The 13,580-nt window shown below is 66.9% G+C and carries 13 protein-coding genes; 4 read left to right on the forward strand and 9 right to left on the reverse strand.

Features of this window, described 5'->3' with window-relative positions; genetic code table 11:
* The first annotated feature begins 242 nt into the window (after window positions 1-242).
* Window positions 243-392, forward strand: coding sequence for a hypothetical protein (locus ACWDTP_RS00360; protein WP_450015417.1), 150 nt, complete (start codon window positions 243-245; stop codon window positions 390-392).
* A 61-nt stretch (window positions 393-453) separates the two neighbouring features.
* Here the strand turns inward: ACWDTP_RS00360 and ACWDTP_RS00365 are convergent, their stop codons facing one another.
* Complete coding sequence (locus tag ACWDTP_RS00365; RefSeq protein ID WP_450015419.1) at window positions 454-1,416, reverse strand: mechanosensitive ion channel family protein; 963 nt, start codon at window positions 1,414-1,416, stop codon at window positions 454-456.
* A gap of 69 nt (window positions 1,417-1,485) precedes the next feature.
* The gene (locus ACWDTP_RS00370) at window positions 1,486-2,151 is read right to left on the reverse strand and encodes a TetR/AcrR family transcriptional regulator (protein ID WP_450015421.1); all 666 of its coding nucleotides are present in this window, start codon (window positions 2,149-2,151) and stop codon (window positions 1,486-1,488) included.
* A 201-nt stretch (window positions 2,152-2,352) separates the two neighbouring features.
* Here ACWDTP_RS00370 and ACWDTP_RS00375 point away from each other — a divergent pair, with 201 nt between their 5' ends.
* Entirely contained in the window at window positions 2,353-2,778 is a 426-nt protein-coding gene (locus ACWDTP_RS00375; protein ID WP_450015423.1) for an MmpS family transport accessory protein, read from the forward strand.
* Entirely contained in the window at window positions 2,775-5,684 is a 2,910-nt protein-coding gene (locus ACWDTP_RS00380) for an MMPL/RND family transporter (RefSeq protein WP_450015425.1), read from the forward strand. Before ACWDTP_RS00375 ends, ACWDTP_RS00380 begins: the two co-directional genes overlap by 4 nt.
* 10 nt (window positions 5,685-5,694) lie before the next feature.
* On the opposite strand, the gene ACWDTP_RS00385 is transcribed toward ACWDTP_RS00380, so the two are convergent.
* The 5 genes from ACWDTP_RS00385 to ACWDTP_RS00405 all read right to left on the reverse strand — a co-directional run bounded on the left by ACWDTP_RS00385 (window position 5,695) and on the right by ACWDTP_RS00405 (window position 9,936).
* Window positions 5,695-7,137: a DHA2 family efflux MFS transporter permease subunit gene (locus ACWDTP_RS00385; protein WP_450015427.1), complete on the reverse strand. Its 1,443-nt coding sequence runs from the start codon at window positions 7,135-7,137 to the stop codon at window positions 5,695-5,697.
* Between the two features lie 110 nt (window positions 7,138-7,247).
* The gene (locus ACWDTP_RS00390) at window positions 7,248-7,850 is read right to left on the reverse strand and encodes an RES family NAD+ phosphorylase (protein ID WP_450015429.1); all 603 of its coding nucleotides are present in this window, start codon (window positions 7,848-7,850) and stop codon (window positions 7,248-7,250) included.
* Window positions 7,847-8,500 (reverse strand): hypothetical protein, encoded by a 654-nt coding sequence (locus ACWDTP_RS00395; protein ID WP_450015431.1) that lies wholly within the window; start codon window positions 8,498-8,500, stop codon window positions 7,847-7,849. Before ACWDTP_RS00395 ends, ACWDTP_RS00390 begins: the two co-directional genes overlap by 4 nt.
* Before the next feature lie 69 nt (window positions 8,501-8,569).
* Entirely contained in the window at window positions 8,570-8,932 is a 363-nt protein-coding gene (locus ACWDTP_RS00400; RefSeq protein ID WP_450015433.1) for a WhiB family transcriptional regulator, read from the reverse strand.
* On the reverse strand, window positions 8,929-9,936 hold the full coding sequence (locus tag ACWDTP_RS00405; protein ID WP_450015435.1) for a zinc-binding dehydrogenase: 1,008 nt from the start codon (window positions 9,934-9,936) through the stop codon (window positions 8,929-8,931). The genes ACWDTP_RS00400 and ACWDTP_RS00405 overlap by 4 nt, the downstream gene beginning before the upstream one ends.
* A gap of 158 nt (window positions 9,937-10,094) precedes the next feature.
* Between ACWDTP_RS00405 and ACWDTP_RS00410 the strand changes: the two genes are divergently transcribed.
* Window positions 10,095-10,724, forward strand: coding sequence for a GntR family transcriptional regulator (locus ACWDTP_RS00410; RefSeq protein ID WP_450015437.1), 630 nt, complete (start codon window positions 10,095-10,097; stop codon window positions 10,722-10,724).
* Between the two features lie 81 nt (window positions 10,725-10,805).
* On the opposite strand, the gene ACWDTP_RS00415 is transcribed toward ACWDTP_RS00410, so the two are convergent.
* Together ACWDTP_RS00415 and ACWDTP_RS00420 are read right to left on the reverse strand one after the other, a co-directional pair.
* Window positions 10,806-12,227, reverse strand: a complete 1,422-nt coding sequence (locus ACWDTP_RS00415) for an aldehyde dehydrogenase family protein (RefSeq protein WP_450015438.1) — start codon at window positions 12,225-12,227, stop codon at window positions 10,806-10,808.
* Window positions 12,224-13,576, reverse strand: a complete 1,353-nt coding sequence (locus tag ACWDTP_RS00420; RefSeq protein ID WP_450015440.1) for an MmgE/PrpD family protein — start codon at window positions 13,574-13,576, stop codon at window positions 12,224-12,226. The genes ACWDTP_RS00415 and ACWDTP_RS00420 overlap by 4 nt, the downstream gene beginning before the upstream one ends.
* Window positions 13,577-13,580: the final 4 nt, after the last annotated feature.

Raw genomic sequence — 13,580 nt, forward strand, 5'->3', positions numbered from 1 at the left:
TGGATTCGCCGGTGTGGCGCCCTTCACCGTGACTCACGGCCGCCGCAGGCCGGAATGTGACGCCACACACCCGTTGGAGCCGAAATCGGTTGAGCTGTAGTGAATCTCACACCGGCAAAGTTGCTTTACCCAGAATTAACACGGACCATCGAAGTGTTCCACCAGTCGAGCGATCCCCGACCGGTGGGCGCCGATAACAGTTAAGTCCCCGCGAACCGGGGCACTTATAAGGAGTGAGCAGAATGTCTCTCGCGCAGTTTCGCGCAAATCTGAAGCGCGCCAACGGACGGCGACGCCTCTATGCGCGGATCAACGCATTGCCCGATTCCACGATCCGCGAAGAGCTGATCGCGGTGGCCCAGCGGTACGAGTTCGAGGACTCCCACCGCTGACCCGAACGTCACGCTGTCCAGAGCCGGTGCCCGACAAGGCCCGGCTCTGTTGCGTTGGTGCCTAGGCCTCTTTCTGCTCTTTCCCACCGACGAGCGCGTGGATACGCCCGGCCGGGTAGGGCAGGTCGATACCGTGCTCGTCGTAGGCACACAGCACCGCACGTCGCAGCTTGCGCTGCACCGACCACTGCGCGTTGGGCTGCGTCTTCAACGTCATCCGCAGCGTGAGCAGATCTGGTGACAACTCCTGCACGCCCAGCATCTCGGGTTTACCCAACACCTTTTTGGTCAGCGCCGGTTCGGCGATGACGGCTTCGGCCGCCTCGACCGCCACCTGCTCGGCCCGGTCGATATCGGCGGTCAGCGCGACCGGCACTTCGATCCGCGCGACCGCGTACTCCTGGCTCATATTGCCGACTCGGGCGATCTCACCGTTGCGGACGTACCACAGCGTGCCGTCGATATCGCGGACGGTGGTGATCCGCAGGCCCACGCTCTGCACCTCGCCGACCGCCTCGCCCAGATCGACCGTGTCGCCGACCCCGTACTGGTCCTCCAGCAACATGAACACCCCGGTGACGAAGTCACGCACCAGATTCTGCGCACCGAAGCCGATGGCGAGCCCGATCACCCCTGCCGAGGCGATGAACGGGGCGATGTTCACGCCGAGCACATTGAGTACGGTCAGCACGACCCAGACCAGCAGGATGATCGACACCGTCGACTTGAGAACCGACCCGATGGTCTGTGCCCGCTGCTGGCGTCGCTCGGCGATCTGCCTGCCCGACGCCGAGGCCGGCACCCGGTCGCGCAGGTGGCGCAGCAGTGGCGGCGTGCCCTTCCGCTCGGGCTTGTCTTCCTTCTCCTTGCGCGGACGGGCGATGGTGGCCCGGTCGATCATGCGATGCAGCACATACCACGCGACGAGGGCGAGGACGATATAGACCGCGATCCGCACCGGCACTTCGACAAGCCAATGCCGACTGGTGTCCGTCCATTCGAAGGCCAAGGCATAGACATCCATGCTTTCGACCGTACCCACTCGGTCCGGATGTCAATCGGATGCTTGCTGTTCCGGTCGCCCCGGCCCGGCTCACCCGGAAGGGCACCCGGCCGGGTGCCAACCCCGCATCGCCGCATCCATCTGATCCTCGTCGAGTGCGTCGACGCGCAGGCGGGCCCGCCCCTCCCGGTGGCGCATGCCGTCGACCAGCAGCGCGACGTAGCGACGCCAGAGGTCGGGTTCGACGTGGCCGGCCCATTCGCCGACTGTGCCGGCCAGCAGGCCGAGGATCGGCATATCCGAGGGTTCGACGTCCGGACGCAGGTAACCGTCGTCGCGGGCCCGCTCGACGAGTTTCGAGATCACCGGCTCCAGACGTAGCCGCGAACACTCGACCTGGTGCCCGCCGTAGGCCTTGCTGTACACCATCTCGCGCAGACCGCGGTCGGTCGCAGTCAGTTCGCACATCTGCTCGACGAACCACGCGAAACCGTCCCACGAATTCTCGTTCCGCAATCCGGTCTCGGCCAGGGACACCATCCGGTCGATTCCGTCCTCGAAGACCGCGTCCAGCAACTCTTCCTTCGTGGCGAATCGCCGGTACACCGTGCCGACTCCGACATTGGCATGGTGCGCCACATCGTTGAGCGTCGCCTCGAGGCCCTTCTCGGCGAACAGCTCGCGTGCCGCGTCGAGCACACGCTGCCGATTGCGCTGTGCGTCACTGCGCAGCGCGCGGCGGGGTTCGTCGGCCATGGTTCGGAGTTTAGCGTGACGGTCGCCATAAGTGGATTGACTTGATCCACTTATTCAGTTTAGGTTGACTACTTAACGGGCCTTCGATCGGTCCGGGGGACCCACGTGGAAAGGCCCGACTTTGACCGTCGTCCCGGCGCGCGCTGCCGCGTGCCCTAAAACTGCTGCGTGCCAAGCCCTTTCGTCGATACGGCAGATTCCGTGATCTCGACACTCAAACGGGTCTGGGTGCCCGTCCTCATGGTGGTCGCGGTGGCGGTCGGCGCGCTCAGCGTGTCCCACCTGCGGTCGGTTTTCGGCTCCGACGGGGCCGTCGTGACACCCGTCGACAACGACACGGCCGAGAAATTCAACCCCAAGGTCGTGGTGTACGAGGTCTACGGAACGGGCTCCACCGCGAACATCAACTACGTCGACCTCGACGGTCTGCCGCAGCGCACCGGCGAGGTCAGCCTGCCGTGGTCCCTGCGGTTGGAGACGACGATCCCGTCGGTCATGCCGAATCTGCTGGCGCAGGGTGACGGTCAGTCCATCAGCTGCCGCGTCACCGTCGACGACGAGGTCAAAGACGAAAGGACGGCTCAGGGCATGAACGCCGCGACGTACTGCTTGGTGAAGGCCGCATGAGCGAGCGCACCGAGCACCACACCGACGACGCGCCGACCGACGCGATCCGGCAGGCCCGGCACGTCAAACGCTCTCGGCTGCCACGCCTCATCCGCGTCTTCGCCATACCGATCGTGCTGGTGTGGATCGCCATCGTCGCGATCCTCAACACCACCGTGCCGCAGCTCGAAGAGGTCGGCAAGATGCGCGCGGTGTCGATGAGCCCCAACGACGCACCGTCGCTGATCGCCACGAAACACGTCGGCAAGGTGTTCGGCGAGTACGACACCAGCAGCTCGGTGATGATCGTGCTGGAGGGCGAGAATCCGTTGGGCGCCGATGCCCACGCGTTCTACGACGAGATGGTCCGCAAGCTGCGCGCCGACACCACCCACATCCAGCATGTCCAGGATTTCTGGGGCGATACGTTGACCGCCGCCGGCGCCCAAAGCGCCGACGGCAAGGCCGCTTACGTGCAGGCGTACATCGCCGGCGACCAGGGTGAGGCGCTGGCCAACGAGTCGGTCGACGCGGTGCGCAACATCGTCTCCGACACCAAGGCACCGCCCGGAGTCAAGGCCTACGTGACGGGGCCTGCCGCGACCACCACCGACCAGAACATCGTCGGCGACGAGAGCATGAAGACGATCGAAGGGCTGACCTTCGCCGTCATCACCGTGATGCTGCTCGCCGTCTACCGCTCCATCATCACGGTGGTGATCACGCTCGGCATGGTGGTCGTCGGCCTACTGTCGGCCCGCGGCATCGTCGCATTCCTGGGCTACCACAACGTCTTCGGGCTCACCACGTTCTCCACGAACATGGTGGTGACGCTGGCGATCGCCGCGGCCACCGACTACGCGATCTTCCTGATCGGCCGCTACCAGGAAGCACGACGATCGGGCGAGGACAAGGAATCGGCCTACTACAACATGTTTCACGGTACGGCGCATGTCGTGCTGGCTTCCGGCCTGACCATCGCCGGGGCAACGCTGTGCCTGCACTTCACCCGGCTGCCGTACTTCCAGACCATGGGCATCCCGTTGTCGATCGGCATGACGATCGTGGTCGCCGCCGCGCTGACCCTCGGTCCCGCGCTGATCTCTCTGGTCACCCGGTTCGGAAAGGTCTTGGACCCCAAGCGGATGGGGCGGGCCCGCGGCTGGCGGCGCCTCGGTGCGGCCACCGTGCGCTGGCCCGGGGCGGTGCTGGTCGGGGCCACCGTGCTGGCTCTGGTCGGGTTGTTGACGTTGCCGGGTTACCACACCACCTACAACGACCGCATCTATCTGCCCGATGAGGTGCCGGCGAACGTCGGTTATGCGGCCGCCGACCGGCACTTCTCCGACGCCAAGATGAATCCCGAGCTGATCATGGTGGAAACCGACCACGATCTGCGCAACCCCGCGGACTTCCTGGTGATCGACAAAATCGCCAAGGCGATGGCCCGGGTGCACGGCATCGCCTCGGTGCAGACGATCACCCGGCCCGACGGCAAGCCCATCGAGCACGCCTCCCTGGCCTACACGCTCAGCCAAAGCGGCACAGGCCAACTGATGAACAACGACTATCAGCAGAAGGTGCTGGAGAACACGCTCAAGCAGGCCAACGAGATGCAGACCTCCATCGATTCTCAGGAGAAGCTGTACGGCATCACGCTCGAATTGGCCGAAGTCACCAGCAGTATGGCCGACAAGATGGACAACACCTCGATGACGTTGAACGAGGTGCGTGACCACCTCGCCGATTTCGACGATCAGTTCCGCCCGTTGCGCAATTACTTCTACTGGGAGCCGCACTGCTTCGACATCCCGATGTGTCATTCGCTCCGGTCGATCTTCGACACCCTGGACGGCATCAGCCAGATGTCCGACGACTTCCAGGCGATCGTGCCGGACCTGCACCGGATGGCCGACCTCACCCCGCAGATGGCGGCCGTGATGCCGGCGATGATCCAGACGATGAAGAACCAGAAGCAGTACCTGCTCAACCAGTACCAGGCGCAGAAGGCGCAGCAGGACCAGAACATGGCCAACCAGGAGAACGCCACGGCGATGGGGCAGGCGTTCGACGCGGCCCGCAACGACGAGAACTTCTATCTGCCGCCGGAGGCGTTCCAGACGGCCGACTTCCAGCGGGGGATCAAGCTGTTCCTCTCCCCCGACGGTCGCGCCGTCCGGTTCACCGTGTTCCACCAAGGTGATCCGCTGACCGAGGAGGGCACCGCGCACATCGAGCCGCTTCGTATCGCGGCGGCCGACGCGATCAAGGGCACCCCGCTGGAGGGCTCGACGGTGTACGTCGGCGGCAGCGCGGCCATGTACAAGGACATGCAGCAGGGTGCGGATTACGACCTGCTGATCGCCGCGACCGCCGCGCTGATCCTGATCTTCCTGATCATGGTGGTGCTCACCCGCGCGATCGCGGCCGCGGCGGTGATCGTCGGGACCGTGGTGCTGAGTCTGGGTGCGTCGTTCGGTCTTTCGGTGTTGTTGTGGCAGCACGCGATCGGGATTCCGTTGCACTGGATGGTGCTGCCGATGTCGGTCATCGTGCTGCTCGCGGTCGGGGCCGATTACAACCTGCTGCTGGTGTCGCGGATGAAGGAGGAGATCCACGCCGGACTCAAGACCGGCATCATCCGGTCGATGGCGGGTACCGGTTCGGTGGTCACCGCCGCCGGCCTGGTGTTCGCCTTCACGATGATCTCGATGGCGGTCAGCGATCTGATCGTGATCGGGCAGGTGGGTACGACGATCGGCATGGGGCTGCTGTTCGACACCTTGGTGGTGCGATCGCTCATGACACCGTCGCTGGCCGCGTTGCTCGGCCGCTGGTTCTGGTGGCCGCAGCGGGTGCGTCCACGGCCGGTGCCCCAGCCGTGGCCGACGCCGATCCAACGGGAACCCCAGGAGTCTGCGGTCTGACGAAAACCCCTCAGTGCGTCGGAGTGCCGCCCGCGGGGCTCGGGCGGGGCGCGGTGAAGAACGCGGCGATCACGGCGATCACGCTGATCAGCGCGGCGACCGTGAAGGCCGCGTGCACGCCGGGCAGATCCGGAGCCCCGCCGGCGTGGGACGCCTTGGTCATCACCGTCACGAACAACGCAGTCCCCGCCGCGCCCGCCACCTGCTGAAGTGTCGTGAGGATCGCGCTGCCATGCGAGTAGAACCGGTCGGGCAGAACGCCGAGTGCGTCGGTCATCAGCGGCGTGAACATCATCGACAGACCGACCATCATGACCGTCTGCAGGGCGACGAGTTCCCAGACCGGCGATGCCGCCGACAACGCCGTGAACCCCCACAGCGACCCGCACAGCAGCACCGACCCGGGTACCACGAGCATCCTGGCACCGTGGCGGTCGTAGGCCCGCCCGACCAGCGGACCGGCCACACCCATCAGCAGCCCGCCCGGCAGCGTCGCCAGCCCGGCGACCAGCGCACTCTGCTTCAAGACGTCCTGCACGTAGAGCGGCACCATGATGATCGCGCCGAACAGCCCCATGAAACCGAGGATCACCAGGCCCAGCGACACCGAGAATCGCCGGTAGGTGAACGGCCGAAGGTCCAGGAAGGCGCGGTCGCGTCGCTGCAACTGCAGCTGGCGGGAGCCGAAGAGAACCATCGCGACCGCACCGACCGTCATCGGCACCCAGGCCGGCACACCCTGCCGGCCATGAGCGGACTCCCCCAGCAGCGAGAGGCCGAACACCAGCCCCGCGAACGCGATCGCCGAGAGCGGTACCGAGACCGGGTCGATCGGGGTGGGGTCCTGCCGCTCGTCAGCGACCCGCAACCACGCCAGACCGGCCGTGAGCGCGACGAGCGCGATGGGCAGCACGATCCAGAACATCCACCGCCAGTCGAGCGAACCCAGGATGAAACCCGACAGCGTGGGACCGATGGCCGGTGCGACGGCGATGACGATCGAGATGGTGCCCATCATCTGCCCGCGACGCTCGGCGGGGATCAACGTCATGACCGTCGTCATCAACAACGGCATCATGACGGCGGTGCCGCAGGCCTGCACGATGCGGCCCACCAGCAGCACCGCGAAGCCCGGCGCCACCGCAGCCACCAGAGTGCCCGTGCAGAACAGCGCCATCGACGCCACGTAGATGGTGCGGACCGGGAACCGTTGCAGCAGCGAGCCCGACATCGGGATGACGACCGCCATGGTCAGCAGAAAACCGCTGGTGAGCCACTGCGCCGTGCTCGCCGCGATCTTCAGGTCGACGATCAGGGCGGGCAGCGCCACACTCATGATCGTCTCGTTGAGGATCATCACGAAGGCCGATCCGACCAGCAGTGCGATGATCACGTTGGCGCTCGACCGGGCGGGTGGCTGCGTCGCAATCTCCCCCGTGCTCGGGCCCGTCATTACCACTCCCTGTCTCCCCGACCCCATCTGCGCGACCCCCCACCTTAGGTGGAAGACCTTAGATCAGAAAACTAATTTCGCCCGCAGCGGGCGCCCCGCGGGCAAACTGTTCACCAGCGGGTCGGCATCGGATCCGCGAACGGCTCGTAGTCCCCGGTCACCTTCCACCGCTCGAGTGCGGAGTGTGTGCTGCCGAACCAGCGGACCTGTGCGGCGAGTTCGGCCGTGGCCCGGGCGCCGTCGGTGAGGTGCCCGGTCGGAATCTCCTCGGGCGCAAGGGGTTGCCACAGGTAGGGGTGCAGCACCCGTTCCCCGAACAGGACCAGGTTGTGCGTCCCTGGCAGTGCGGCCGAGGGAACCACCATGCCGCGTGCACCACCGGCCCGTACCCGCTCGGCGAGGGACTGGGTGGGGCCGTAGTCGTCGCCGACGAGTTCGTCCGGCGTACAGCCGTGGCCGGCCGCATCGCCGAAGTCGATGTGCACGACGGCGTCGGCGGCGACCGTTGCCGTCCAGAGGTTGAGCACCACGTCATTCGGATCACCCGTCGGACCGACGTTGTGCCGCAACATCTCGGCGGCCGGCCCGAGCGGGTGCAGGCACAGATATTGAGTGGTGGCTTGCCTAGCGCGGTTGAACCGCCCCGACCGCGAGCTCGGAATCGCCCACCACGGCGAGTCGTAGGCCGCATGCCGGAAGACCGTGAACGTCATGCGGTGGTGGCGCGCGCCGCGGCCGCCGCACCCACCAGTTCCGGGTACCCGAGCGGATCGTCCAAAAGCTCGACCGGCCGGGTCCGCAGGACCGGGTGCGGACGCGTGAACCACGCCATCACCCCCGGCCCGGTGAAGGCGTGACGCAATTGGCTCACGATGTTTCCCACGGTCCTGATGCGCGCGGCGTCCCGGCCCGACGGCTCGGGCCCGTCGGGACTGAGCCAACGCTGAAGCTTGCGCACCGATACGCCCAACAGGTCGGCCAGCTCCTTCTGCGGGACGTCGACCGCATCGGCGGTCCTGGCCAGCACGTCGCGGACCGACGCGCCGTCGTCGAACGGCCGGCGCTCGACGATATCGCGCAGGGCGTGACGAAACTGCTCGAGCGCGACCCGCACATCGCGCCGCCGCCGCTCGTCGTTGTCGTGGCGGAGCGCCTTTTCGGCACGGAACGCCGCGGCCCACAACATCGTCGTGAGGTACGGGTCGGCCGCCAACCGCAGCGGCGTCGCAGCACCCAACGTCTCGCCGAAATTGTCGATGAGCGTGGCGACCTCGTCGGGCACGGATGCCGACCGCTGCAGCAATGCGGTCGCCTCGTTCACCCGGGCGAGCAGGGCCTCGATATCCGACGCTGTCGCTTCCATGTCGTCATGATACGTCAGAGAAACGCCACACCGTGCCGGCCACCCGGACGACAGCGGCGGGCCGCGACGTCAGACTCGTAACCATGCCGCCGCCGACGTGGGCGCCGGGGGCCTGACGGCCGGGTGCGACTTGCCGGGGCTTTTGCGCGTCGCCACGGACCAGCGCTTGGCGAGCTGGGCGCGTTCGCGTGGAGCCAGCGCTCCCCACACCCCGTAGGCCTCCGGAACTCTCAACGCATGCTCGCGACATTCGGCGAGGACCGGGCAGTCTATGCAGATCCGTTTGGCTTCTTCTTCCCTGCGATGCAGTTCCCGCCCCCGAACGGCTTCGGGGAAAAAGACCTCGGACGGATACCCCCGGCAGAGCGCCCACTGTTGCCAGGCCCACCTGCCAACGCCAGTGGCCGTTGCTGCCTCGTGCTGCTCGATCACTGCGGCACACCAACTTTCGCCTGGCCTGAATCGACGTCGGTGAACGAGATCACCACCTTCAGGCGGCCACGCTTCGGCGTGGCCGCGGCGTCGAAGGCGGACTGCGCCGCCGCGGCTGGAAAACGATGGGTGACCAGCGTCGGGTTCAGTTCCGGAAACCGGTCGAGGTAGGCGTCGGCCGCGGCGAGGGCCTGACGGCGCCTGCGGGTGACTCCAGCGATGAGGGTGAGATTCTTGCGGAGGAACCGCTCCATGTTCAGCGGGTAGTACTCGTCGTCGGGGATGCCGAAATACAGCAGGGTGCCACCCACGGCCAAGCCCGCGACGGCATCGTCGAGCGTAGACACCTGGTGGCCGACCGCTTCGATCGCCGTGGTCGGCCTGTTGCCGTCGGAGACGCTGCGCGCCCACGTGCGCGCGGGCGCCACCACCAACTCGTCGATCCCGAACTTTTCCGCCACATCCGAGCGGTCGACGGGATCGATACCCGTCACCCGGCGGGCCCCGCGGCCCTTGGCCGCGTGGGCGAACAACAGACCGATCGGCCCGAGGCCGATCACCGCGACGTCCTCGCCGCGTACCGCGATCCGGTCGATCGCCTCAAGAACGCACGCCAGCGGCTGGATCAGCACCGCGTCCACCGGGGTGAGCGACCGGTCGTATGTATGTAGCTGATCGGCTGCGGTGACCGTGAACTCGGCAAGCCCGTCGTTGTGGGTGGCCCAGCCGACAACGCGTGCGCCGTCGCGGATCTCATCGCTGCGGGATGCGATCACCTCCCCGACCACCTCGTGCATGGGATAACCGGGCCTGCCCCGGCCGAGTCGTCCGTCTCCGTCGACGCAGGCTCCTTTCGCACCGGTCAGTTTGGGGATATCACTGCCGCATATGCCGCCCGCGAGCGTCCGCAGCAGCACCGAACCGACGGCCAACCCTTCGCGACTGGGTGTCGGCGCATCGGTCTGTTCGAGGGAGCCCGGGCCGACTAATTCGTACGCCCACATGTGGACCTCCTCACCCGACGGGGCTGCGGTAACTTGGTGGCTCGCCGAACGTTGGTATTCGCCGCTGCGGCGGTCCGGCCCTGGTAACCTCTCGAGAGGTATACCTCCGGATACAAGCGTTGGGAGGACGTAGGTCCGGAACGGAAGGAACGGGTGGGGTGGACGTCTACCAGCAACTGCGCGAAGCCATCGTCGACGGCGCATTCGCCGCCGGTGATCCGCTCACCGAACTGGCATTGGCGGCCCAGTACCGGGTGAGTCGTACCCCGGTGCGCGAGGCACTGCGTCGGCTCGAGCAGGATGGATTGGTCCAACGTGGCCCGCGGGGCATGCAGGTCCGGGGCCGCAGCCCCGAGGAGATCCTGGAGATCTACGAAGTGCGGATCATCCTGGAAGGTGCGGCGGCCCGCGCGGCCGCCGAGCGCCGCACCGATCTCGACCTGCTGCGGCTCGAACAGGTACACACCGCGATGCAGGACGCCTCGACCGATGATCCCGACCGGCTGACGATAACGAATCGCAAGTTCCACGAAGCGGTTTGGGCGATGAGCCACAACGCGACCCTGGTCGATCTGCTGGTGCGGCTGCATGCGCATCTGATCCGGTATCGGGAGACCACGTTGACCTATCCCGATCGTTGGGACACCGTGCTCAAGGAACACCGCCAACTGATCGAAGCGATCAAGGCCGGCGATCGGGACCTGGCGGGCAAGATCGCCGAGGACCACATGACCGGCGCCCGCAATGTGCGACTTCAGATGTACGCCGCGACCGAGGCGGCCCACTGACCGCGGGCAGACCTCTGCGCCTCCCCGCGCTCCTGTCCGCACCGGTCTCACCGTCCCGTTCACATCTGTCGGGCCCGGGTGTTACGCCGGTCCGATCGTGATGAGTCGGGCCTCGGTCATCTCCTCGATCGCGTAGCGCGGGCCTTCCAGTCCGGTTCCGCTCTCCTTGACCCCGCCGTAAGGCATCAGATCCACGCGGCTGCTGGACGTTTCGTTGATGTGCACCGAACCCATCCTCAGCTTCTCCGCCGCGGTCAACGCCCGGTTGAGATCCGCGGTGAAGATCCCTGCGGCCAGGCCGTACGGTGTGTCGTTGGCGTCGCCGATGGTTTGCTCGAGGTCGTCGAACCCGACCACGTTGACCACCGGTCCGAACACCTCTTTCACCATCACCTCGGCATCCGGCGCCACGTCCCTGAGCACGGTCGGCGCGATCACCTGACCCTCGCGGCCGCCGCCTGCGGCGACCGCGGCTCCCGCTTCGACCGCCAAGGTGACCCATTTCTCCACCCGGTCGGCCTCGCCGGCGCTGATCAGGGGCCCGACGAAGGTGTCGTCGCGTCGGGGGTCTCCGACCCGGCGGTCACGCAGCCGGCCCACCAGTTCCCCGACGAACTCGTCGAGGATCCCCGATTGCACGTACAGCCGCTGCACCGAGGTGCAGACCTGCCCGGCCTTGCGGAATGCCGCGTTGATGCAGGCATCTACCGCGCGGTCCAGCCGGGCGTCGTCGCACACGATTGTGCTCGCCAGACTGCCCAGCTCCAGCTGGGCCTTGCGCAGGCCGACTGTGGCACGGATGTGTTCTCCGACGGCGGTGCTTCCGGTGAACGCGTAGAACGCCGGAATCGGGCTGCGCAGCAACGCATCCCCGACCGTGGATCCGTCGCCGTGGACCAGAGCGATCAACGATTCGGGCAGGCCACATTCCAGCAGTAGCTCGACGAGCAGGACCGAGCTCAACGGCGTGTGCTTGGCCGGCTTGAGGACGACGGCGTTGCCGGCGGCCAACGCCGGCCCCACCTTGTGGGCCACGGTGTTGAGCGGTGAGTTGAACGGGGTGATGGCGCACACGACGCCGACCGGATGGCGAACGGTGAACGCGAGCCTGCTCCCCCCGCCCGGAGCGCCGTGCAGCGGAACCACCTCGCCGTGGATGCGTTTGGCCTCCTCACCGCAGAGCAGCAGCGTCTGGGTGGCCCGCGACACCTCACGCTGGGCGTCGGTCACCGTGAATCCCGTATCGTCGACGATCGCCGCGACGAACTCCTCCTGCCGCTCGGCGAGTAACGCCGACGCCCGGGACAGCACCCGGAAGCGGTCGTAGTGCGGGAACGACGTGGTCGACGCCGCCCGGTTGAGCCCGTCGAGCGCCTCGGCGACCTGGTCATCCGAGGCCTCGTGCAGCACACCGAGCGCCGCGCCACTGAACTTGTCCCGCAGCTCGGCGGTCGTCGCGCCGTCCGTCCATTGTCCCTTGATGAAGAGCCTGGCCTGCTTCACGATTGACCTTCCGATTCGGTTCCGAGGCCGCGGACCGACCCACGGCCGCGCACCGCCCACAGCTGTTCGGCGAGAATCTCCGCGCGCCGCTCACCGATGACCGGTTCGGCGAGTTCGAGGAACTTGCCGCGCATCTCGTCGTCGGTCAACGGATCGTCCGGATCGCCCTTCCTGGTGTCGCGTTGTCGATGCCGGTCGGTGCCGTCGGCCATCCGCACGGTGACACGGGCCCGGCGGCGGCCCGGGAAATCCACGTCGAACTCGGGATCGGCGATCACCGTGACGCGTGGCAGCAGGGCACGGATCCCTGGGTGGCCCAGATTCTCCCGGCTGAAGGCGGCCAGGCGCACCGATCCCAGCCAGATCGCCGCGGCGACACAGTAAGCCAGACTGAACTTGGCCTCGAACTCGGTGCTCGGGTCCGGGTTCCCGGCGACCCGCGTCGCGGTGGTGTAGGTCCGTATCTCGATGGCCTCGACCAGATTGGGGTCCAGTCCCTGATCACGCAGCTCCAGCGCGGCGTCGACGGCCGCGAAGGTGTGCCCACAGCAGGCGTGATTCTTGACCGTGGCCGCTGTGATGCCCCACGGTTTTCCCAGCAGTTCGACCGACTTCGGCCAATCCGGTTGATCGGACATCCCGGCGCCGAAACCGGCCGAGCCCTCCAGGATGTCCAGCGCGCCGGTATAGCCGCCACCGGCGAGCTGCGCGGCCACCAACCCGGAATCGGCGGCATGGCCGGCATGCAGGGGTTTACTCATCGAATCGGACCGGAAGGCTTGTTGCAGTCCGGCCGCCATCGTGGTGGCGGTCGCCAGCGCATGCGCGAACGAATCGGTGTCGAGCTCCAGCAGATCGGCGACCGCGGCGGCGGCACCGATGGCACCCACGGTCCCGGTGGTGTGCCAGAACCGGTAGTGCGCGGGCTGTATCGCCGCCGCGATGCGGTCACCGATCTCATAGCCGATCGCCACCGCACGCAGGAAGCGTTCACCACCGAGGTCGAGTTGCTGCGCCGCCGCCAGCGCCGCGGCGACCGTGGGCGAACCCGGATGGTAGATACCGTCCCGAAAGATGTCGTCGAATTCCACGGTATGCGAGGCGGTTCCGTTGATAAGCGCAGCGGCACGGGCATCGACCGACCGTGAACCGGCAACCAGGGCGCACACTCCGGTGTCCTCGGCCGACACCAGCGTGCGAGTCATGATCCGGGCCGGATCCAACTCCACGCCCGCGATCGTGGCACCGAACCAGTCGACGACGGCGCGCGTCGCGGCCGCGTACACCTCGTCCGGAAGGCCGTTCTTGCGTTGGGTTACCGCGAACTGGGCGAACTCTCGGGTCAGCACTCTG

The sequence above is a fragment of the Mycobacterium sp. NPDC003449 genome (assembly GCF_053588415.1).